The sequence below is a fragment of the Pseudomonas sp. TUM25319 genome (assembly GCF_056388475.1).
In genome coordinates this window covers 2,627,450-2,647,009 of the sequence record NZ_CM150751.1, presented here as the reverse complement: position 1 = coordinate 2,647,009, position 19,560 = coordinate 2,627,450, and the positions used below count along the sequence as shown (strand labels likewise).

The following is a 19,560-nucleotide window of genomic DNA, read 5'->3' as shown; positions in this document are numbered from 1 at the left end:
GGTCAGGCCCGCCGGGTCACGGTGAGGGCCACCGCGGCGATCCGTTCTACCCGTTCGTAACCGGGCTCCAGCAACTGCTCGCCGAACACATCGGCATCGACTTCTTCATAGGTCCAGGCCCAGCGCGGGCTGTCCAGCGTCTCCCGCAACCCGGCCAGGAACGGATCGCTCCCCTCTACCATGGCGACCCCCGTGTAGAGCAACAGCGTCCCGCCGGGGCTGAGGCGCTCCAGCGACTCGCGGACCATTCGCTGTGACAGCCCTTCGCCCAGCTTGCCGCCGCCATGGCGATAAGTGCGCTGGCGGCCGTCGAGCATGTAGGGCGGATTGGCGACGATCAGATCGAACTGACCAATCACGCCTTCCAGTACGTCGCTGTAGTCCACGGTCACGTTGCCCAGCTCGGCCAGGGCCACGTTGATCGCGGCATAGCGCAGCGCCAGCGGGTTGACGTCCAGCGCGCTGACCTGCGCATGCCGCCTGGCACGGGCGATCAGCAAGGCCCCGACACCGGTGCCACAACCGATTTCCACGGCGTTTTCCACCGGCGCCGGGTTGTGTTGCAGGTGCGCCTCGATCACTCGGGCGAAGCGATAGCTGTCGGGCCCGAAGAACACAGCGTCGGCCGTATCGGTAGGGAAACCGGAATGCACCAGCAGCAGGTCACTCACCGTGGACCAGCGCACCTGGCTCTGCAGCAGCCTGCCCCGAGCGCTGACGATGCCGGCCTGGCGCATGTGCTCCAGTTCGTCCGCCGACAACAGCGAAGGGTCGAATGGCCGGTTCCAGCCGAACACCTCGCGCAGGGTGCGCCCGGGCAGATCGCCAGCCCGCTCGACATAACGCTGATGGGTCAGCGGAGTGACGCAGGTGAAGCCATAGCCATCGGCGTGCAGGCGGCGCCCCAGGTGCAACAGGGCTTCGTCGCTGCGCCGTTGTTCATCGGTCAGTTGCATGGCAATGGCCTCCCTTGAGCCCGGTCAGGTCCCTGTAGCGTTGCGTCGCCGCCAGCCCCTGCGGGGTAGCGTGGTGATCACCGGCCAGTTGCCCGACCAGTTGGCTTATCGACAGGTCCGGCGCCAGCAGCGGCAGCGGCGGCTCGACCACAGGCAGTGGCCTTGAGCGGCGCCGGGGCGGCTGCCAGTTGCCGGCGATCCAGTCGTGCAACAGTTGCTTTTCATACGGACTGAAGACCCCGAACATGGCCGCTCGTGGCCCATCGACCAGTTGCCAGAAACGGCTCTCGGCGGGATCGCGGTCACGCAGGATCCAGCCCTTGTCCTGCAGCACCTGAAGAAAGGCGGGAAAACTGCCCGGCGCCGATAGCCACTCATTGACCGTACGCCCTTCGAAGCGGCAATGATCCGCATGCATCTGCTGGCCGAAGATCCGCTTGCGTTCCAGGGCCGCCAGCAACTCGCTTTCCAGATCGAAACCGGCGGCGATATCCGTGGACCCGGCGCTCAGATCGTTAAGCCGGTAGCCACGCACAACCCGGCGATGGAATGCCTCGCCGCCCTCTGCCGGCCACAGCTGACGCAGTGCATCGAGCGCCTTGCGGGCGTGCCCGGTGCTGGCATTGTCGATCGTGACGTGAAGGCGGAAATACTGCGCGTCGAAACCCAGCTCCTCCAACTCATGGGTACTGATCAACAGGTGCAACGGCAGTTGCTCGTAGCCCAGGTTGTAACCCAGTACCTCAGGCAGGAAGTGCTCGAGATTGAGGCCCAGGGCCAGTTGCAGCGCACCCTGCAGGTAGCGCTCATCGGCCAGCGGCAGCGGCTCGTGGACGCCTTGCCCGGCGAGCAGGCGGCGGAAAATCACAACGTGATTGCACGCCGGGTCGCCGTCGCCCAGCTCCTCCAGGTACGTGCGGATCAGCCCGTGGTAACGAGGGTCGGCCCAGTGCTCCAGTGCGCCGTGCAGCCAGGCGCCATCGACGCCCTTGGTCGGCGCCACCTGCTGGAGAAAATACAAGGCATGAGCCCGCCCCGAGAACATCCGCCGCGGCTCGCCATGGCGCCGCGCGGCGAGATAGTCGGCGTAGTGCCGGCCCACGGCGGCGGCACGATGCTCGGTCCAGGCGTCGAGGTCGTCGAATGCGGCTGGCAGGTCATCGCCCAGGGCATCGGCGCGGCGCAACTGGGCGGCCAGCCAGGCCTCGCTGCCTGCGGTTTCGCCGCGCAGCAAGGCGCAATACATCGCTTCGTTATCGCTGCCGCGACGGGCAAGCTCGGCGGCAACCCGCTCTGGTGTTCGACTCATGGCTGCATCCCCTGTGCTTCGCGCGTTGGCCCTCTTGTGCAAGGGAGAGGAACAGGCCTGGGGAAGTTCAGAACGATTGCACCATGGCGGGATGGGAGGCCGCGCGGTTAGGCTCGACTGGGCCTGGATCCATTAAAGATTATTCATATTTGAGCTAAGCCCCGGGCGGCAATCGACAGCCCCTGAGCCATACTCCACAATGTCACGCTTAGAAAAATAAAAACTCTTGAATTGCCAACGACATACCTTCTTTTAGTGAGCACCTACGTGAAAACCTCCCTGTCCATTCTCAGTCTCCTGCTATTGCTCACTGGCACCGTTGGCATGACTTCGACGGCCGCTGCCCAACCTGCCGCCGCCCAGGCACAACGGGACCCGTCCAAGCTGCACCTGGCCTCCGGCAGCGCCATGCTGGTGGACCTGCAGACCAATCAGGTGCTGTATTCCAGCCATCCCGACCTGGTCCGCCCGATCGCCTCGGTGACCAAGCTGATGACCGCCATGGTGGTGCTGGACGCCAAGCAGTCCATGGATGAAATGCTGACCATGACCATCGCCCAGACCAAAGAGATGAAAGGGGTCTATTCCCGCGTGCGCCTGGGCAGCGAACTGAGCCGCCGCGAGACCCTGCTGATCACCCTGATGTCCTCGGAAAACCGCGCGGCGGCGACCCTCGCCCACCACTATCCGGGCGGCTACGGCGCGTTCATCAAGGCGATGAACGCCAAGGCCAAGGCCCTGGGCATGAACAGCACCCGCTACGTCGAGCCGACCGGTCTGTCGCCGAGCAACGTCTCCACCGCCCGCGACCTGACCAAGCTGCTGCTGGCGGCGCGCAACTACCCGCTGCTGAGCGAGCTGAGCACCACCCGCGAGAAGACCGTGGCCTTCCGCAAGCCCAATTACACCCTGGGTTTCCGCAACACCGACCATCTGGTGAACAAGCCGAACTGGGACATCAAGCTGACCAAGACCGGCTTCACCAACGATGCCGGGCATTGCCTGGTGCTGCTGACGAAGATGGACAACCGCCCGGTGGCGATGGTGATCCTCGATGCGTTCGGCAAATACACTCACTTTGCCGATGCGTCCCGTATGCGTCAGTGGCTGGAGACCGGCAGCACCAAGCCGGCGCCGGCGGTGGCGATTCGCTATAAGGCCGATCGGAGCCAGAACCGGCCGCAGGTTGATTGACTTGAGCTGCAAGTTTTAAGCTGCAAGCAAGAGCAGTCCGAGGCGCGACAGCTTTTGTTTTTCACCTCACACAGACAAAGGCCCGGAGATGATTCCGGGCCTTTGTTTTTGATCTGCAGGAAAACGCGCCGACACCGCGGTCCGCTCCTCTCTTGCAGCTTGCAGCTTGAAGCTTGAAGCTTGAAGCTTGAAGCTGCCTCAGGCGGTGGTGTTCACCGAACTCCCGGAGGTGCTATCCCCTGCTTCGGTGAGCGCCTGCAACAGCGCCGAAGTGGCCTGCAGCAATTGCCCGGTGGTGGTCGCCACCGCAGCCTGCGCCGCCGCTACGCGTACGGCCTTGGTCTGCTCGTCTTCCTTGCTGGCCATGGCCGCCTGCAGTTCTTTCTGCTGTTCGGCCAGTTGCTGCTGCAGTTTCTTGACCTGCTCGCGCAGTTGCTTGATTTCCTGCGACTCGCCCGAATCGGCGGTCTCGGACGAGGTGGCCGCGGCCTTGCCGTCGCTGCGCACGGCAGACAGGTCCGCCTTGACTGCGCCCTCGACCGGGGTCGACTGGCCATCCACGTTGGTTTTCGCAGTCACGTTGCTGCGCACGCCGGCAATCGACAGGTTCGATGCCAGGGACTGAATGAGATCGGCCATGAGAAAAAACGTCCTGAAATGAGAAGTCTGTAAGGACATCGGCTGTTACAAACAAAGCTTTAGCCTCTTCGCCCGCCATAAATTTCCCGCCCCGCGCTTCGTCCTTCCCCTGACACCGATCTCTGTCCGCGCCCCGGCAGGATCGTCCTCCCGAATCGGACCGAGATGGCAATGACCAGACCCCGCTCCCGAAAAGCCCTGTACATCGGCCTGCCGCTGGCCCTGGCCGTGACCCTCGGCGCGGCCGCCGCTGGATGGCTGTACTGGAAAGAAGACGCCGGCTACCCGCGCAAGATCGTCGAGCAGGCCAACGCCCTGCACGAGCACATGATTTCCTTCGACAGCCATATCACCGTGCCGCTGGAGTTCGGCAGCGCCGGGCGCGAAGCGGACAAGGACGGCCCCGGCCAGTTCGACCTGGTGAAGGCCGGCCGCGGCCGGCTGTCAGGCGCGGCACTGACCATTTTCGGCTGGCCGGAGATGTGGAACGGTCCCAACGCTCCGCACCGCCCGACACCCGGTTTCGTCGATGCCGCCCGCCACGAGCAGGAGGTGCGTTACCAGATCATCACCGGCATGGTCCGCGATTTCCCCAACCAGGTCGGTATCGCCTACAGCCCCGACGACTTCCGCCGCCTGTATGGCGAAGGCAAGTTCGCCATTTTCATCAGCATGCTCAACGCCTATCCGCTCGGCACCGACCTGGCCCAGCTGGATCTGTGGGCCGCCCGCGGCATGCGCATGTTCGGCTTCAACTACGTCGGCAACAACGCCTGGTCGGACTCGTCGCGGCCACTGCCCTTCTTCAATGACACCCCCGACGCCTTCGGCGGCCTGTCGCCGCTGGGCGAGCAGGCGGTCGGCCGGCTCAACGACCTGGGGGTGATCATCGACGTCTCGCAGATGTCGACCCTGGCCCTGGAAGACGTCGCCCGTCTCAGCCGCACACCGCTGGTAGCCTCGCACTCGGCACCACGGGCGCTGGTGGATATCCCGCGCAACCTCAGCGACAAAGAGCTGCAACTGATCAGGGACAGCGGCGGGGTGGTGCAGATCGTCGGCTTCCCCACCTACATCAAGCCCCTGAGCAAACCGACCCTCGACAAGCTGGAAGTACTGCGGGCGCGCTTCGACCTGCAGCCGCTGCAGGGGTTGGCCAACGCCCTGATGCCCGGCGACGCGGTGATCACCATCTGGCCGGAAGCGCGCTTCGGCGAGTACGCCAGCAGCCTCTACGGCATCGTCGAGGAGGAACCCAAGGCCGGGCTCAAGGAATTCGGCGACGCCATCGATTACGCGGTGAAGAAAATCGGCATCGACCATGTCGGCATCGCCTCGGACTTCAATGACGGCGGCGGCCTGAACGGCTGGAAGGATGTCGGCGAGATTCGCAACATCACCGCCGAACTGCTGACCCGCGGCTACAGCGAGGCGGACATCGCCAAACTCTGGGGTGGCAACTTCCTGCGGGTCTGGGAGCAGGTGCAGAAAGCCGCCCGCCCCGTCGCCACCACCGCCCCCTGACCCGGACGCCTCCGCACATGACCGACCGTCGTACCTTTCTCAAGCAGGCCGCCGTGCTCGGCGCCGGCCTGCCGCTGGCCAGCCGCCTTGCCGACGCTGCACCAACCGTAGCGCCGGCCAGTGGCCCGCTCAGCGGCGCAGACAAATGGCGCAACCTGCGCGAGCTGTTCCCGCTGGACCGCGACACCGCGCACTTTGCCAACTTCCTGGTCACCGCCCACCCGCGGCCGGTACAGGACTCCATCGATCACTTCCGCCGCGAAATCGACCGCAACCCGGCGGCCCTGATGGACTGGGAGAGCCAGTACGAGTGGAACCGCGAAGGCGAAGTCCGCGAATGGGCCGCACGCTACCTGGACGTGCGCCCGCGCCAGATCGCCCTCACCGGCAGCACCACCGAGGGCCTGGGCATGATCTATGGCGGCCTGAACGTGGCCGCCGGCCAGGAGATCCTCACCACCGAACACGAGCACTATTCCACCCACAAGTCCCTGGCCTTCCGCACCCAGCGCGAGGGCACCAACGTGCGCAAGCTGCGCTTGTTCGACAACCCCTGGGAGATTTCCAGGGATCAGGTGCTGACCACCATCGACCAGGCGATCCGCCCGCAAACCCGCGTGCTCGGGATGACCTGGGTCCATTCGGGCAGCGGCGTGAAACTGCCGGTGGGCGAGATCGGCGAGATCGTGCGCCGGCACAACCGTGACCGCGACGAGTCGCGGCGGATCCTCTACGTGGTGGATGGCGTGCACGGCTTCGGCGTCGACGACATGCGCTTCGCCGACTTCAACTGCGACTACTTCATCTCCGGCACCCACAAGTGGATGTTCGGCCCCCGTGGCACCGGGATCATCTGCGCCGCCTCGGAAAAAATGCAGCACCTCACGCCAACCTTCGCCACCTTCTCCCAGGAAGAGGACTTCGCCACCATCATGACCCCCGGCGGCTACCACGCCTTCGAGCATCGCTGGTCGGTGGGCAAGGCCTTCGAGCTGCACCTGCAACTGGGCAAGGCCGACGTCCAGGCGCGTATCCACCAGCTCAACGACCTGCTCAAGGAGCGCCTGCTGGAGCATCGGCAGATCCAGCTGGTCACGCCGAAAAGCCGCGAGTTTTCCGCCGGTTTCACCTTCTTCCGCATCCAGGACCGCGACCCCGACGCCGTGGCGGCCTGGCTGTGCGACAACAAGGTGATGGTGGATGCGGTGTACCGCGACGTCGGCCCGGTGATCCGCTTCGCCCCGAGCCTGCTCAACAACGAGCAGGAAATCGACCGGGCGATGGCCCTGCTGATCAAGAAACTCTGAGAAAAGGCTCTTCCATGACGCTCAACCTTTCCCGCCTGACCCTCGCCGCCCTGCTCGCGGCGGCCAGCCTGCCCGCCCTCGCCGCCAATGCGCCGCAGGAACCCGGCGCCGTGCTGCGCGACTGCAAGGCCGCCTGCCCGGACATGGTCGTGCTGCCGGCCGGCAGTTTCATGATGGGCACCCCGGAAGACGAAGTCGGCCGCCAGCCCGACGAAGGCCCGTTGCATCAGGTGACCTTCGCCAAGCCCTTCGCCATCAGTCGCTATCAGGTCACTGCCGGCGAATGGGACGCCTACGTGCGCGAGTCCGGGGCGAAGATCGCCAACGGCGACACCCGCCCCGGCCGCGAATGCAAGGCCAGCAAGCCGCGCTACAAGCAGGGCCCGAAGCAACCGGCGGTGTGCATGAGCTATCACGACGTGCAGGACTACGTGGCCTGGCTGTCGAAGAAGACCGGCAAGCGCTACAGCCTGGTCAGCGAGGCCCAGCGCGAATACGCCGCCCGCGCCGGCAGCAGCGGACCCTTCCCCTTCCCGCTGGACCCGGACGCCGACTACGAGATCAGCCGCAACGCCAACGTCTACGGGCCGAAGGATGGCTACAGCTACAGCTCGCCAGTGGGCAGCTATCCGCCCAACGACTTCGGCGTGTACGACATGCACGGCAACGTCTACGAGTGGGTCGCCGACTGCTACCACGACAGCTACGTCGGTGCGCCGACCGACGGCAGCGCCTGGGCCGAAGCCAACTGCGACATCGTCAGCATCCGCGGCAACGACTGGGGCGAGGCGCCGATCTTCTCCCGCTCGGGCAACCGCAACAATGCCCATTCCAGGGCCAGGGGCGACTGGCTGGGGTTCCGGGTGGCGCGGGAGCTCTGACGAGCGGCACTAAATTCTGTCGGAGCCAGATCGTTCACGCACAAATGAAGCCTGCCTTGTGGGAGCTGGCTTGTCGGGGCGCCGAACCGCAGCGATGAGGACATTGAGGACGACGTAAAAAGAGGACCATCGACCATCACACCAACCTGCCGGGCGCTGCCGGATATTTCCGAAAACGGACACCGAAAACCGTCGCCGAAGCATTTGCTTACATTTTTACCGACGGGTTTTCGATTCTCATCCGTCCTTATAAGTGCAGCCCTCAGGTTGAGCGTTGGCTCGACCCCACTTTTTACGAACAAGACAGAAGCAATGGCCCAACAATCGAAAAAGTCCAAATCCAGGTTGTGGTTCCTCGTCCACAGCTGGCTCGCCCTGCCGATCTGGTTCTTCGTGCTGATCGTCTGTGTCACCGGCACCCTGGCGGTGGTCAGCCAGGAGATCGTCTGGCTGGCCAACCCCGACGTGCGCGCCAGCAAGCCCGATGGCGACGCCGAGCGGCTGAGCTTCCAGCAGGTGCTCGATGCCCTGCACAAGGCCGAGCCGGACATGGCCGTGCGCTTCATCAGTCAACCCGACGGCTCGCACTTCGCCCTCAACGCCGCGGTGACCTTCCCCGACGGCACCGCGCCGACCCTGTACGTCAACCCCTACACCGGGGCGATCCAGGGCAAGAGCCCGGACTTCAACTTCGAAGGCTTCACCCGCGCCCTGCACGGCTGGTGGCTGGTGCCCTTCACCAACGGCTACAGCTGGGGCTGGTACCTGGTGTCGCTGCTGGGCCTGCCGATGCTGGCGTCGCTGGTCACCGGGCTGGTGGTCTACAAGAAATTCTGGAAAGGCTTTTTCAAACCGGTACTGCGCTTCAACCACGGCGCGCGGATCTTCTGGGGCGATTTCCATCGCCTGAGCGGCATCTGGTCGATCTGGTTCATCGCGGTCATTTCCATCACCGGCACCTGGTTCCTGATCCAGGCGATCCTCGGCGACAACCACATCACCATTTCCACCGAGCCGATCACCCCGGTCATCGCCCGCGAGGACGTGCCGCTGTCCGACAGCCGCGCGCCGGTGCAGCGCATCGACCTGGACGAAGCCACGCGCATCGCCACCACGCAGATTCCCGGCCTGGACGTGACCTTCGCGCAACTGCCGTCCAACGCCTACGGCCACATCTACCTGGGCGGACGCGGCTGGTATCCGCTGATGTTCCAGACCGCCAACGTCAACCCCTACACCCAGAAGGTCGATGCCTCGTTCCTGGTCTCCGACCGCTCGGCCCTGGAGTTCGTCACCGAATCCATGCGTCCGCTGCACACCGGTGATTTCGGCGGCCTGACCATCAAGCTGATCTGGGCCTTCTTCGGCCTGATCCTGTCGATGATGGTGCTCAGCGGCCTGCTGATCTGGACCAAGCGTACCGCCCAGGCCACCGCCGCCGCGCTCAAGCGCAGCGAGAAGAAACCGCGGCCGCGCAAGGTCGCCCAGGAAACCGCAACGGAGGTGCAGCCATGAGCCAGGCCCAGACCGCCATCGCCACCCCGAGCCCGCTGAAGCAGTGGTGGCTGAAATGGCGCTTCCACCTCAACATCCTGCTGTTGCTGATTCCGCTGGGCTTCATGCCCAAGTACTTCGCCGACCAGAAGCTGTTCCGCGGCGAAAGCGGCCTCGGCGCGACGCCCATCGAAAACATCCAGGTCGGCCCCTGGAGCCTGACCCTCGCCGAACTGCGCGACGAAGCACCGCGCCAGGACGGGCCGGCCGGCTACTTCAAGGCCTTCAACGCCGCGCTGTGCAACACCTGCGGCAGCGAGGTCAAGGCCGTCTACCTGCGGATCGGCAAACCCCGCAGCCTGCGCGCCGCCGGGACGATCTTCTTCGGCAACACCTACCGCATGGGCACCAGCCTGCCCGTTCCCGAACGCACCCGCGCCGACGCCGAACTGTGGATCACCGTCGAAGGCTGGGACGGCAGCATGCACCAGGCCTCGGTCCCGCTGGCCAAGGCATCCCCGGCGACCGTCGCCTGGCTGAACAAACAAGGAGGCAAACGATGAAACTCAAGGCCGGCAGGCTCGCCCTGCCTCTGTTGCTGCTGGGCCTGGCGGGCCCGGCGATGGCGCACAACCCGATGTGCCAGTGCGAACCGATCGAAGGCGAGCAGATCAAGTGCACCGGCGGCTTTTCCGATGGCAGCGGCGCCCCCGGCGTGACCCTGGATGTGATCGGCTACGACGAAACCGTGCTGGTACCCGGCAAGCTGGGCGACGACTCGACCCTGACCTTCAAGCGCCCCGCCGGCGAGTTCTACGTGCTGTTCGACGCCGGTCCCGGCCACGTCGTGGAAATCGACTACGCCGACATCGGTGAACCATGAGCCGGGTCCAGGTGGTGCGCCCGGCCGGCGCTGGGCATGAAACCCTCTATGTACTGCTGTTCAGCCTGCTGATCCTGGCGCTGGCCGCTACGGTGGTGACACTGCGCGGCGAGCGCCAGGACGAAACCGCGATCGAGGCCCATCAACTCGATGCCCGCCGCGACCTCAACGCCGCCGAGCAAGGCATTTACACCGACCTGCGGGTGGCCTTCGACGAGATCCAGGCGCGCCGTGAAGAAGAACCGGGCCTGGCCAGCGTCGAGTTGCTGGTCGAAGAAGGCTTTGCGCCCTTCGTCACAGACGCCAGCAGCGTCACCCGGGGCGCCCACCAGTGGCGCGCCGTACCCGGCAACGCCTACCTGGGCCTGAGCCCGCGTCCGGACACCGCCGGCAGCTTCCTGTTGCTGGTGCCCGAGGCCCACGACGGCGCTGCCGACGTCTGGCTCAACCGCGACGTCGAGCCCGCCCTGCCCGCCGAACTGACCACCAGCGCCCTGCAAGCCGGCGGCTGGAAGCAGATCGCCGCCCACTATGACGCCGGTGTCACCCGCCAGCATCAGCACTGACCGCCAAGGAATGCCCATGCTCCGCTCCGCCCTCGTCCGTGTTTTCAGCCTGTTCGTCGCCCTCGCCCTGCCTGCCCTGGCCCTCGCCGAAAACGGCAAGCCGCTGCGCATCGGCATCACCCTGCACCCTTACTACAGCTACGTCAGCAATATCGTCGGCGACCGCGCCGAGGTGGTGCCGCTGATTCCGGCCGGCTTCAATCCCCACGCCTACGAGCCCCGCGCCGAAGACATCAAGCGCATCGGCTCGCTGGACGTGGTGGTGCTCAACGGCGTCGGTCACGACGATTTTGCCGACCGCATGATCGCCGCCAGTGAAAAGCCGGGCATCGCCACCATCGAATCCAACGCCAACGTGCCGCTGCTGGCGGCCACCGGGATCGCCGCCCGTGGCGCCGGCAAGGTGGTCAACCCGCACACCTTCCTGTCCATCAGTGCCTCCATCGCGCAGATCAACAACATCGCCCGCGAACTGGGCAAGCTCGACCCGGACAACGCCAAGTACTACAGCCAGAACGCCCGCGAGTACGCCAAGCGCCTGCGCAAGCTGCGCGCCGACGCCCTGGCGCAACTGACCGAAGCACCGAACCCGTCGTTCCGCGTCGCCACCATCCACGCCGCCTACGACTACCTGGTGCGCGAGTTCGGCCTGGAAGTCACCGCGGTGGTCGAGCCGGCCCACGGTATCGAGCCGAGCCCGGCGCAACTGAAGAAAACCATCGACCAACTGCACGCGCTGGACGTGAAGGTGATCTTCTCCGAGATGGACTTCCCCTCCGCCTACGTCGAGACCATCCAGCGCGAAGCCGGGGTCAAACTGTACCCGCTGACCCATATCTCCTACGGCGAGTACACCAAGGAGAAATACGAGGTGGAGATGAAGCGCAACCTCGACACCGTGGTCCGCGCGATCAAGGAGAACCAGGCATGACCGTCGCCGAGAACGTGTTCGCCACGCCCCGCGGCCCGTCCATCGAGTTCGCCGGCATCGACCTGACCCTCGGCCGCACGCGCATCCTCGATCAGGTCAGCTTCAACGTGGCGGCCGGCACCGTACATGCCATCGTCGGTCCCAACGGCGGCGGCAAGAGCTCGCTGATCAAGACCCTGCTCGGCCAGATGCCGCATCAGGGCCGCCTGGCCCTGGACTGGCCGGACGCGGCCCAGGTGATCGGCTACGTGCCGCAGTCGCTGGAGTTCGACCGTGGCCTGCCGATGACCGTCGATGACTTCATGGCCGCCATGTGCCAGCGCACCCCGGCCTTCCTCGGTCTGTCGCGTCGGGTGACGCCGGCCATCGACGCAGCGCTGGAGCGGGTCGGCATGCTCGACAAGCGCAAGCGGCGCATGGGCGCGCTGTCTGGCGGCGAGCGCCAGCGCGTGCTGCTGGCTCAGGGGCTGATCCCGGCGCCACAGCTGCTGGTGCTGGACGAGCCGATGTCGGCACTGGACGAGGCCGGTATCCAGGTGTTCGAACGGCTGCTGCAGGAGTGGCGCCAGGCCGGCACCACCGTGCTGTGGATCGAACACGACCTGGAAGCAGTGACCCGCCTCGCCGACCGCGTCACCGGCCTGAGCCGGCGGGTGCTGTTCGACGCGCCGCCCAAAGAAGCGCTGACGCCCGAGCGGCTGCTCGGCCTGTTTTCCATCCACCCGCGCAGCGAGAGCACCGCCTGATGAACTACGAAGAATTTCGCCTGCTGATCCAGGGCTGGGCCGCCTCCGGCTACCTGCCCGAGGCCCTGGCCTATGGCTTCGTGGTCAACGCCCTGCTCGCCGGGTTGATGATCGGACCGGTACTGGGCGGCCTCGGCACCCTGGTGGTAGTCAAGCGCTTCGCCTTCTTCTCCGAAGCCGTGGGCCACGCGGCGCTGACCGGCGTGGCCATCGGCATCCTGCTCGGCGAGCCCTACACCGGCCCCTACGGCAGCCTGTTCGGCTACTGCCTGCTGTTCGGCATCCTGCTCAACTTCCTGCGCAACCGCACCGGTCTGTCACCAGACACCCTGATCGGCGTGTTCCTCTCGGTGTCGCTGGCCTTGGGCGCGAGCCTGCTGCTGATGCTGGCCGGCAAGATTAACGTGCACATCCTCGAGAACGTGCTGTTCGGCTCGGTGCTGACCGTCAGCGGCCACGACCTGGTGGTACTGGGCATCGTCGGCGCACTGGTGCTGGGCCTGGCCCTGCCGCTGTACAACCGCATCATGCTGGCCAGTTTCAATCCGCAACTGGCAGCCGTGCGCGGCGTCGCGGTGAAGAGCCTGGACTACCTGTTCGTGGTGCTGGTGACCCTGGTCACCGTGGCGGCGGTGAAAGTCATCGGCGCCATCCTGGTGGGGGCGCTGCTGGTGATTCCGGCGGCAGCGGCGCGGCTGGTGAGCCAGTCGCTCAAGGGCTTCTTCTGGGCCTCGGTACTGATCGCCACCTTCAGCACCCTGATCGGTATCCTCCTGCCCATCGTCTTCGACCTGCCCGTGCCTTCGGGTGCAGCGATCATTCTGGTCGCTGGCAGCTTCTTCGCCCTCGCCGCGCTGGCGCGCGGCGTGATTCCCCGCCTGCAAGGAAACCCGGCATGACTCCTACCCTCAAGCACCTGAGCCTGGCCCTGCTGCTGGCCGGCCTGCCCCTCGCCAGCGTCGTCCAGGCGGCGACCCCACCGGCTGCGCAACAGCGCGCCGGCATTACCGTGCTGGCGTCGCTGCCGGTGACCTACGGCCTGGGCAGCCTGCTGCTGGACGGCACCTCGGTGAAATTGCAGCGGGCAGCGCCGGCCAACATTCCGGCCAGCCGCCAGCCGTCATATTTCAGCGGGCGCGGCCTGCCCAGCCTGCAGAAAGCGGCCGGCCAGGCTGATGCGGTGATCGGCCTGCGTTCGATCTGGCGCGATGACCCGCTGTACCCGGTGGCGCGTCGCACCAATATCCGCATCGTCGAAATCGACGCGGCCAAGCCGGTGGACGGCGCCCTGCCGGGCATCGCCGTGCAGGGCAACGACGCGTTCTCCGGCTACCCGTGGCTGAACCCGACCAACCTGGGGCGCATGGCCGATGTGCTGGCCAACGACCTGGGGCGTCTGTCGCCCGCCGACCAGGCGAAGATCCAGGCCAACCTGGCCAGCGTCAAACGCCAGTTGCTCGACCTCAGCGCCAGCAGCGAAGCGAAGCTGGCCGAGGCGGATAACCTGAGCGTGGTGAACCTGTCGGATCGCCTTGGCTACCTCATCGGCGGCCTCAACCTCGACCTGATCGACCATCCGCAGGTGGCCGACGACCAGTGGAGCGCGGAACAGCTCAAGCACCTGGGCGATGAATTGAAGGGGCAGGATGTGGCGCTGGTGTTGCACCACAAGCAGCCGAGCCAGGCCGTGACCGAGGTGATCGCCGCCTCCGGGGCGAAGCTGGTGGTGGTGGATACCGACAGTGCCGATACCCTGGCCGGGTTGAAGGCGGGTGTGGAGCAGGTGGTGGGGGCGCTCGTCGGCCGTCAGGGGTGAAGCCGGCCGTTTTGTGGAGGGACTGATGGCCTCATCGCCGGCAAGGCCGGCTCCCACAGGATGGACTGCGTCTGGCAGTCCAATCTGTTGTGGCTGGCTTGCCAGCGATGACCCCCCCCGCTACCGCTTCATGCAGCGCTGATACCGCTCATCCACCCGTTTGGCGAACCACGCCGTGGTCAACTGACGGGTGATCTTCGGGCTCTTCAGCTCGATCCCCGGCAACACCGCCCGCGGCACGGGCTTGCCGGCAGTCTTGTCGGCCAGCGCCATCACCTGCTGGTACAGGCGGGTTTCCTCGAATTCATGACGGTCGCCCTTCTCCAGCTGGCTACGAATCGTCGGGTTGCGCATGCCGAACCGCTCACCCAGCCGCCGCGCCGCCTGTTCGGTGGCACCCGGCAGGATCGAGCCCGGCGCGATCAGGTCGCCGTCCAGCGCCAGCTCCACTCCCGTGACCCGGCTCAGCGCGCTCTGGAATGCCGCATTGCGACTCGCATACCACCCCGCATTGAAATCGGCGAAGCGGTACAGCGGCTGCTCGTAGTTGGCCGGATACCCCAGCAGGTGGGCGATGCCGAAATACATTCCGCCGCGCCGGCTGAACACTTCGTTGCGCAGGCTGCCGTCGTAGGTATAGGGATAACCACGGGCATGGGCCTGGGCAAACTCGATGCTGACCTGCATCGGCCCGCCGGTGTGCACCGGGTTGAGCCCGCCGAGCAAGGTCTTGCCCAAGGGCAGCGAACCGATCAGCTCATCGTAGAGCTGGCTCAGCTCACGCTCGCTGCGTACCGCGGCCAGGCGCTGGTTCCAGGTCTTGCCGTTGGCCGAGCGGGTATCCAGGGCGGCATCCACCAGCGCCTTGGGCACGAACACCCTGGCGGCGCGTCGGTCGATCTCAGCGCGGGCGATGCGGCCCAGGTTGGGCACCTTGGGGTCGGCGCTGAAGGTGGATTCCTGCTCGGTCACCGCCAGCACCGCACAGATATTGGACTGGCTGGGATCGAGCTTCTGGCTCGTGAACGCCGTCTCGATGTCCCGCGCCCAGCCCTGGCGGTCGCTGACGCTGGCCGGCAGCAGGGCGGCAATCCGCTTGCGCACCTGCTCCGGTGCCGCTTGCTCGGGGCCGCGCTGGCCGGTACAGCCGGCAACCACGACCAGCAGCGCAACGACCAGCCAGCGAGCGCTCAGGGCTGCTCTCCCACCAGGAAGGTCTTGCTGATGTGGCGGAATTTTTCGTGTCCGGCGCTGCGCATCAGTTCGAACAGGACCATCTCGCGGCTGACGATCTGCGCCCCGGCATCACGCATGCGCTCGAGCCCCGTGGCCTTGCTGAAGGCGGTGCGGCTGTCGCAGGCATCGGCGACGACGAACACCTGCTTGCCCGACTCGCGCAGCTCGAGCACGGTCTGCAGCACACAGACATGGGTCTCCATGCCGCAGACGATCACCTGCTCGCGCTGCAGCAGCGTCTCTGGCAGGCATTCACCCGCGACACAGGAAAAGTGCTGCTTCTCCACCACGATGGCGCCCGGCGCTGCCTCAAGCAGGCTGGCCACGGTCTGGCCAAGGCCTTTGGGGTACTGCTCGGAAATCACCGTCGGCACCCCCAGCTCGGCGGTCGCGGCCAGCAGCCAGCGGGTCCGGGCCAGGGTGCCGGCGGGGTCGCTGACCGCGCCGATGAGTTTTTCCTGAACGTCGATGACCAGCAGCGTGGCCCGGGAGGCGTCGATCAGCATTGCGCGAGAATCCTTGCAGTCGGGGAAAGGCCGACTATGGAACGCTCAGCCGATGCTGGCAACCTCCGCAGGCTCGGGAAGCGCATGCCCGCCTCCGGGGCAGCAGCGTCAGGTGAACCTGATCGCGTACCTCACCGGCAAATGATCCGACGGCCCCGGCACCCCGACCTCGCCGGGAGCGACCGGCTCGGTGGAGCCGTTGACAACGGCATAGTCGAGCATCGCACGGGCCGAGGTACCGGGATGGGTATCGCCTGCGGCAGGCTCGACGCGGGCGATCTGCGGCGGCGACACCCAGTTGCCGGCCCCTGACGGCGCTTCGGTCGGCGGACGCGGGTCGCGGTTGAAGTCGCCCAGCATGACGAACGCGGTCCCGCCGTGCCAGCTCACCTCACGCAGTAGGCGCGGCGCATTGGCGCCGCCACCGGAGAGCGCGTGAACGTTGTACACCGTGATCGGCTCCGCCGTGCCATGCACCAGGCGTACGCCCAATGCCGGCCGATAATCCGGAACACCGCCGCTGCCCACCAACCCATCGGACACCACCACGACACCGTCCAGGTCGAATCCCGACGATTGCGCCACCACAATGGCCAGGTTGACCCGCAGGCGCTGCACATCGAGGAAAAACACGTCATACCACTCCGGCCGGGTGGCCGTGCCGGCCTGCCAGACGTGCTGGCCGACCTCATGCTGATGGCCGTACTGGTCCTGGACCCGGTGGCGCATGATCAAGCGGGCCGACGGCGGCACCGCACCGGCTTCCTGGACCACCACGACGTGGTTGGCCCGCGCCAGTTGCAGCACGGCGGTGCGCCACTTGGCCTCGGAACCGAGCGACGATCCCTGCAGGTTCCAGGTCGAGACATGCAGGGTGAACGGAGCGCGGCGCCTGGCGCGCCCGATCTCCACCACCGGTGAACCTTCGGGCGTTGCCACCCGCGCATGGTGGTAATCGGCAATGGCCCCTTGCAGGCGAATGCAACTGTGCCAGGGACCATAGGCAGCACCCACGATGATCTGCAACAGGCGCAAGGCGTCGAACGCATCCTGCTGCGCCGGGCCCTCTTCGGCCTGCAGGCCATTGAGGATCAATCCATGGTGAATCTGGTAGAACATCACCAGCACCGGGTAGCCGTCCGCCCGTGAGACGCGCCCGATCTGGCCGATGGGTGTGCGGTGGTTGTAGACCCTGCGCAACACGGTGCCGATACCCTGGGCCCGACGCGCCTGCAGCGCTTCGTTCCGGGAGCGCATGTACAGCAGCGACAGGCGATGGATGAGGTAGGCCGCAGTGTGGCGGGCATCTTCGGGGCATGTGGTGAGCAACCGCAGGATATCGAGCACAATGATCTCGAACTGGGCGATGAACAGGTCATCGTCCATGATCGGCTGCAGCGCGTTGTCGATGTAGTTTCGTATCGAAGCATCAACAGGCATGTAGGAACTCCTGAGCCAGGAAAAACAATGGCGAACGATCCCCTTGTTCAGGGCTTTACGCGGTAGACCACCACGAGGGTGTCGTTGAGTACCGCGACGCCTGGACTCGCGTCGGCATCCACCGTGCTGCTGCGAACAGGCAGGCCGATCGCATTGCCGTCGTAGCCGAACTGATGAAGTTCTCCGACCCCGTTGTTTTTGCAGACCACCAGTACCTTCAACAAACCGTTGTGGACCACGGCGCCAACTGAAGGCCCGTCATCCTGGGCGACCAGCAACTGAGGTCGGGTACTGTGTTCGCCACTGATCTTGATCAGGTAGTAACCATCACTGGCCTTGTAGAGCAGATGGATCAACCCCTGATACTCGACGACCACCGGGCTGACGCTGGCACGGATGGGAACCATGTCGTCCATCACCGTTGTCGAGCGTGTCCAGCTTTTAAGGTCAGGGGTGGTGACGTAGAACACATTGCCGCTTTCCCAACGGTAAAACAGGTACAGCCGTCCCGAATGCACGACAGTGCCTGGGGTCATGACCACCCGCGAAGGCAAGCCCGGCGCGTCCTGAATCACGAATTGGCGCAAAGCGGTGTCGTAGGTCGCCAGCACGGTACTCCCCAGCTCACTGATGGCCAGAACGTGCAACGCGCCGTTGAACGTGAAGATATGCGGCACATGATGGGTACGCAGTTCCTCGAAGACCGACTGCGGCTCGCTCCAGCCCGCTGCCGGGGTCCAGCGCATGTATTTCGGCCGGCCCGGAAGGCTGCTTCCATCGATGTAGACGCAGTACAGCCTGCCCTCGAATTCGGTGACGCGGCACCCTTGTTCCGATTCCGCCGGGGTTTTGAGGGCGTTGTCCAGGAAGCACGATGTAGTTTGGGTGAGATAGAGGTTCATGGGTTGCCTTCTCCAGTGAGCGAGTCAGCGAGTAAAGCGCTTGCGCCCCGCGCCTGAAGCCATTCGCCATCCCTCCGGGCCGTACGAATCGGGCCTTTCTCCGACGGTTTTGCAACCAGGCCCCGGCCAGGGTTTCCTTCGAACCCCGCCCGACGCCGCTTGTCTACACTTGCAACCTTCCTTCTGCGCGAGTCCAGCACCATGAACCGGCTACTCCTGCTGTTCTGCTCCGCCCTGCTCGCCTTCAGCCCTGTCACACGGGCCGCGCCGACCCCGATCCACTTCGGCGACATCACCTGGGAGAGCGGCAGTTTCACCACCGAACTGCTGCGCTTCATCGTCGAGCACGGTTTCGGCTACCCCACCGATACCCTGCCCGGCAGCACCGTCAGCATGGAGGTGGCGCTGGCCCGCAATGACATTCAGGTAATCGCCGAGGAATGGGCTGGCCGCAGCCCGGCGTGGGTGAAAGCCGAGCAGGCCGGGCAGGTGTTCGCCGTCGGCGACACGGTGAAGAACGCCGATGAAGGCTGGTGGGTGCCGGAATACGTGGTCAAGGGCGATCCGCAACAGGGTATCGCGCCAATGGCCCCGGACCTGCGCACGGTGACCGACCTCAAGCGCTACCCCAAGGTCTTCGAAGACCCGGAAGCGCCCGGCAAAGGCCGCTTTCTCAACAGCCCCAGCGGCTGGACCTCGGAAACGGTCAACAGCCAGAAGCTGAAAGCCTATGGCCTCGATGACCTGTACGTGAACTTCCGCAGCGGTTCGGGGGCAGCGCTGGATGCCGAGATCACGTCGGCGATACGTCGGCACAAGCCGGTGCTGTTCTACTACTGGTCACCCACGCCGCTGATGGGGCGCTTCAAGTTGCTGCGACTGGAAGAGCCGCCCTTTGATCCCGCCGCCTGGGCGACCCTCACCGATGCCAGCCACCCGCACCCCCGGGGCAGCCGCTCGTTGCCGGCGAAACTGTCCATCGGGGTGTCGGCGGCGTTCCGTCAGCAGTATCCCGAACTGGTGGAGTGCTTCGCCAGGGTCGACCTGCCGATCGACACCCTGAACCGGGCCCTCGCCGAGATGAGCGAGAAACGCCAGCCACCGGCGGAAGCCGCCCGGGCATTCCTGCAAAACACGCCGCAGCTCTGGCAGTCCTGGGTCCCGAAAGAGGTGGCCGACAAGGTCTCGGCGGCCCTTGCCCAGGAACAGGCGCGGCGCCGTTAGGCGCCG

At 65.6% G+C, this 19,560-nt stretch carries 20 protein-coding genes; 13 read left to right on the top strand and 7 right to left on the bottom strand.

All coding sequences use genetic code 11. From position 1 onward, the window contains the following. Window positions 1-2: 2 nt before the first annotated feature. Complete coding sequence (locus AC05QJ_RS12585; RefSeq protein WP_476747168.1) at window positions 3-956, bottom strand: methyltransferase; 954 nt, start codon at window positions 954-956, stop codon at window positions 3-5. Next, on the bottom strand, window positions 940-2,265 hold the full coding sequence (locus AC05QJ_RS12580; RefSeq protein WP_476747167.1) for an iron-containing redox enzyme family protein: 1,326 nt from the start codon (window positions 2,263-2,265) through the stop codon (window positions 940-942). Before AC05QJ_RS12580 ends, AC05QJ_RS12585 begins: the two co-directional genes overlap by 17 nt. 267 nt (window positions 2,266-2,532) lie before the next feature. Between AC05QJ_RS12580 and pbpG the strand changes: the two genes are divergently transcribed. Further along, complete coding sequence (pbpG, locus tag AC05QJ_RS12575; protein ID WP_476747166.1) at window positions 2,533-3,459, top strand: D-alanyl-D-alanine endopeptidase; 927 nt, start codon at window positions 2,533-2,535, stop codon at window positions 3,457-3,459. A gap of 198 nt (window positions 3,460-3,657) precedes the next feature. Here the strand turns inward: pbpG and AC05QJ_RS12570 are convergent, their stop codons facing one another. After that, window positions 3,658-4,098, bottom strand: a complete 441-nt coding sequence (locus AC05QJ_RS12570) for a hypothetical protein (RefSeq protein WP_476747165.1) — start codon at window positions 4,096-4,098, stop codon at window positions 3,658-3,660. Window positions 4,099-4,269: 171 nt separating this feature from the next. On the opposite strand from AC05QJ_RS12570, the gene pvdM reads away from it, so the two are divergent. The 11 genes from pvdM (at window position 4,270) to AC05QJ_RS12515 (ending at window position 14,246) form a co-directional block, all read left to right on the top strand. Further along, the gene (pvdM, locus tag AC05QJ_RS12565) at window positions 4,270-5,622 is read left to right on the top strand and encodes a pyoverdine-tailoring dipeptidase-like protein PvdM (RefSeq protein WP_476747164.1); all 1,353 of its coding nucleotides are present in this window, start codon (window positions 4,270-4,272) and stop codon (window positions 5,620-5,622) included. A gap of 17 nt (window positions 5,623-5,639) precedes the next feature. After that, window positions 5,640-6,929: a pyoverdine-tailoring periplasmic protein PvdN gene (gene pvdN / locus AC05QJ_RS12560; protein WP_476747163.1), complete on the top strand. Its 1,290-nt coding sequence runs from the start codon at window positions 5,640-5,642 to the stop codon at window positions 6,927-6,929. A gap of 14 nt (window positions 6,930-6,943) precedes the next feature. Further along, window positions 6,944-7,810, top strand: coding sequence for a dihydropyoverdine dehydrogenase (pvdO, locus tag AC05QJ_RS12555; protein WP_476747161.1), 867 nt, complete (start codon window positions 6,944-6,946; stop codon window positions 7,808-7,810). A gap of 312 nt (window positions 7,811-8,122) precedes the next feature. Continuing rightward, a complete protein-coding gene (locus AC05QJ_RS12550) occupies window positions 8,123-9,325 on the top strand; it encodes a PepSY-associated TM helix domain-containing protein (protein ID WP_476747160.1) in 1,203 nt (400 codons plus the stop codon). Next, the gene (locus AC05QJ_RS12545; protein WP_476747159.1) at window positions 9,322-9,867 is read left to right on the top strand and encodes a thiamine pyrophosphate-binding protein; all 546 of its coding nucleotides are present in this window, start codon (window positions 9,322-9,324) and stop codon (window positions 9,865-9,867) included. The genes AC05QJ_RS12550 and AC05QJ_RS12545 overlap by 4 nt, the downstream gene beginning before the upstream one ends. Then, window positions 9,864-10,187, top strand: coding sequence for a hypothetical protein (locus AC05QJ_RS12540; RefSeq protein ID WP_476747158.1), 324 nt, complete (start codon window positions 9,864-9,866; stop codon window positions 10,185-10,187). Before AC05QJ_RS12545 ends, AC05QJ_RS12540 begins: the two co-directional genes overlap by 4 nt. Next, window positions 10,184-10,753 carry a DUF6162 family protein gene (locus tag AC05QJ_RS12535; protein ID WP_476747157.1) on the top strand — a complete coding sequence of 190 codons (570 nt, stop codon included), beginning with the start codon at window positions 10,184-10,186 and terminating at the stop codon, window positions 10,751-10,753. The genes AC05QJ_RS12540 and AC05QJ_RS12535 overlap by 4 nt, the downstream gene beginning before the upstream one ends. A gap of 16 nt (window positions 10,754-10,769) precedes the next feature. Continuing rightward, the gene (locus tag AC05QJ_RS12530; protein WP_476747156.1) at window positions 10,770-11,684 is read left to right on the top strand and encodes a metal ABC transporter solute-binding protein, Zn/Mn family; all 915 of its coding nucleotides are present in this window, start codon (window positions 10,770-10,772) and stop codon (window positions 11,682-11,684) included. Beyond that, on the top strand, window positions 11,681-12,430 hold the full coding sequence (locus AC05QJ_RS12525) for a metal ABC transporter ATP-binding protein (protein ID WP_476747155.1): 750 nt from the start codon (window positions 11,681-11,683) through the stop codon (window positions 12,428-12,430). The genes AC05QJ_RS12530 and AC05QJ_RS12525 overlap by 4 nt, the downstream gene beginning before the upstream one ends. Beyond that, entirely contained in the window at window positions 12,430-13,329 is a 900-nt protein-coding gene (locus AC05QJ_RS12520) for a metal ABC transporter permease (RefSeq protein WP_476747154.1), read from the top strand. Before AC05QJ_RS12525 ends, AC05QJ_RS12520 begins: the two co-directional genes overlap by 1 nt. Next, a complete protein-coding gene (locus AC05QJ_RS12515) occupies window positions 13,326-14,246 on the top strand; it encodes a metal ABC transporter substrate-binding protein (RefSeq protein ID WP_476747153.1) in 921 nt (306 codons plus the stop codon). The genes AC05QJ_RS12520 and AC05QJ_RS12515 overlap by 4 nt, the downstream gene beginning before the upstream one ends. 120 nt (window positions 14,247-14,366) lie before the next feature. Here the strand turns inward: AC05QJ_RS12515 and AC05QJ_RS12510 are convergent, their stop codons facing one another. The 4 genes from AC05QJ_RS12510 to AC05QJ_RS12495 all read right to left on the bottom strand — a co-directional run bounded on the left by AC05QJ_RS12510 (window position 14,367) and on the right by AC05QJ_RS12495 (window position 18,330). Beyond that, window positions 14,367-15,440: a DUF1615 domain-containing protein gene (locus AC05QJ_RS12510; RefSeq protein ID WP_476747923.1), complete on the bottom strand. Its 1,074-nt coding sequence runs from the start codon at window positions 15,438-15,440 to the stop codon at window positions 14,367-14,369. After that, complete coding sequence (locus AC05QJ_RS12505) at window positions 15,437-15,988, bottom strand: hydrolase (protein ID WP_476747152.1); 552 nt, start codon at window positions 15,986-15,988, stop codon at window positions 15,437-15,439. Before AC05QJ_RS12505 ends, AC05QJ_RS12510 begins: the two co-directional genes overlap by 4 nt. A gap of 108 nt (window positions 15,989-16,096) precedes the next feature. Further along, on the bottom strand, window positions 16,097-17,428 hold the full coding sequence (locus AC05QJ_RS12500) for an endonuclease/exonuclease/phosphatase family protein (RefSeq protein WP_476747151.1): 1,332 nt from the start codon (window positions 17,426-17,428) through the stop codon (window positions 16,097-16,099). 47 nt (window positions 17,429-17,475) lie between these two features. Beyond that, a complete protein-coding gene (locus AC05QJ_RS12495; RefSeq protein WP_476747150.1) occupies window positions 17,476-18,330 on the bottom strand; it encodes a hypothetical protein in 855 nt (284 codons plus the stop codon). Window positions 18,331-18,531: 201 nt separating this feature from the next. On the opposite strand from AC05QJ_RS12495, the gene AC05QJ_RS12490 reads away from it, so the two are divergent. Then, complete coding sequence (locus AC05QJ_RS12490) at window positions 18,532-19,554, top strand: ABC transporter substrate-binding protein (RefSeq protein WP_476747149.1); 1,023 nt, start codon at window positions 18,532-18,534, stop codon at window positions 19,552-19,554. Window positions 19,555-19,560 lie beyond the last annotated feature (6 nt).

What these genes read in the sequence shown, in the direction of transcription:
- AC05QJ_RS12585 (WP_476747168.1), bottom strand. Translation starts at nt 956, where the DNA reads ATGCAACTGACCGATGAACAACGGCGCAGCGACGAAGCCCTGTTGCAC.
- AC05QJ_RS12580 (WP_476747167.1), bottom strand. Translation starts at nt 2,265, where the DNA reads ATGAGTCGAACACCAGAGCGGGTTGCCGCCGAGCTTGCCCGTCGCGGC.
- AC05QJ_RS12570 (WP_476747165.1), bottom strand. Translation starts at nt 4,098, where the DNA reads ATGGCCGATCTCATTCAGTCCCTGGCATCGAACCTGTCGATTGCCGGC.
- pvdM (WP_476747164.1), top strand. Translation starts at nt 4,270, where the DNA reads ATGACCAGACCCCGCTCCCGAAAAGCCCTGTACATCGGCCTGCCGCTG.
- pvdN (WP_476747163.1), top strand. Translation starts at nt 5,640, where the DNA reads ATGACCGACCGTCGTACCTTTCTCAAGCAGGCCGCCGTGCTCGGCGCC.
- pvdO (WP_476747161.1), top strand. Translation starts at nt 6,944, where the DNA reads ATGACGCTCAACCTTTCCCGCCTGACCCTCGCCGCCCTGCTCGCGGCG.
- AC05QJ_RS12550 (WP_476747160.1), top strand. Translation starts at nt 8,123, where the DNA reads ATGGCCCAACAATCGAAAAAGTCCAAATCCAGGTTGTGGTTCCTCGTC.
- AC05QJ_RS12545 (WP_476747159.1), top strand. Translation starts at nt 9,322, where the DNA reads ATGAGCCAGGCCCAGACCGCCATCGCCACCCCGAGCCCGCTGAAGCAG.
- AC05QJ_RS12540 (WP_476747158.1), top strand. Translation starts at nt 9,864, where the DNA reads ATGAAACTCAAGGCCGGCAGGCTCGCCCTGCCTCTGTTGCTGCTGGGC.
- AC05QJ_RS12535 (WP_476747157.1), top strand. Translation starts at nt 10,184, where the DNA reads ATGAGCCGGGTCCAGGTGGTGCGCCCGGCCGGCGCTGGGCATGAAACC.
- AC05QJ_RS12530 (WP_476747156.1), top strand. Translation starts at nt 10,770, where the DNA reads ATGCTCCGCTCCGCCCTCGTCCGTGTTTTCAGCCTGTTCGTCGCCCTC.
- AC05QJ_RS12525 (WP_476747155.1), top strand. Translation starts at nt 11,681, where the DNA reads ATGACCGTCGCCGAGAACGTGTTCGCCACGCCCCGCGGCCCGTCCATC.
- AC05QJ_RS12520 (WP_476747154.1), top strand. Translation starts at nt 12,430, where the DNA reads ATGAACTACGAAGAATTTCGCCTGCTGATCCAGGGCTGGGCCGCCTCC.
- AC05QJ_RS12515 (WP_476747153.1), top strand. Translation starts at nt 13,326, where the DNA reads ATGACTCCTACCCTCAAGCACCTGAGCCTGGCCCTGCTGCTGGCCGGC.
- AC05QJ_RS12505 (WP_476747152.1), bottom strand. Translation starts at nt 15,988, where the DNA reads ATGCTGATCGACGCCTCCCGGGCCACGCTGCTGGTCATCGACGTTCAG.
- AC05QJ_RS12500 (WP_476747151.1), bottom strand. Translation starts at nt 17,428, where the DNA reads ATGCCTGTTGATGCTTCGATACGAAACTACATCGACAACGCGCTGCAG.
- AC05QJ_RS12495 (WP_476747150.1), bottom strand. Translation starts at nt 18,330, where the DNA reads ATGAACCTCTATCTCACCCAAACTACATCGTGCTTCCTGGACAACGCC.
- AC05QJ_RS12490 (WP_476747149.1), top strand. Translation starts at nt 18,532, where the DNA reads ATGAACCGGCTACTCCTGCTGTTCTGCTCCGCCCTGCTCGCCTTCAGC.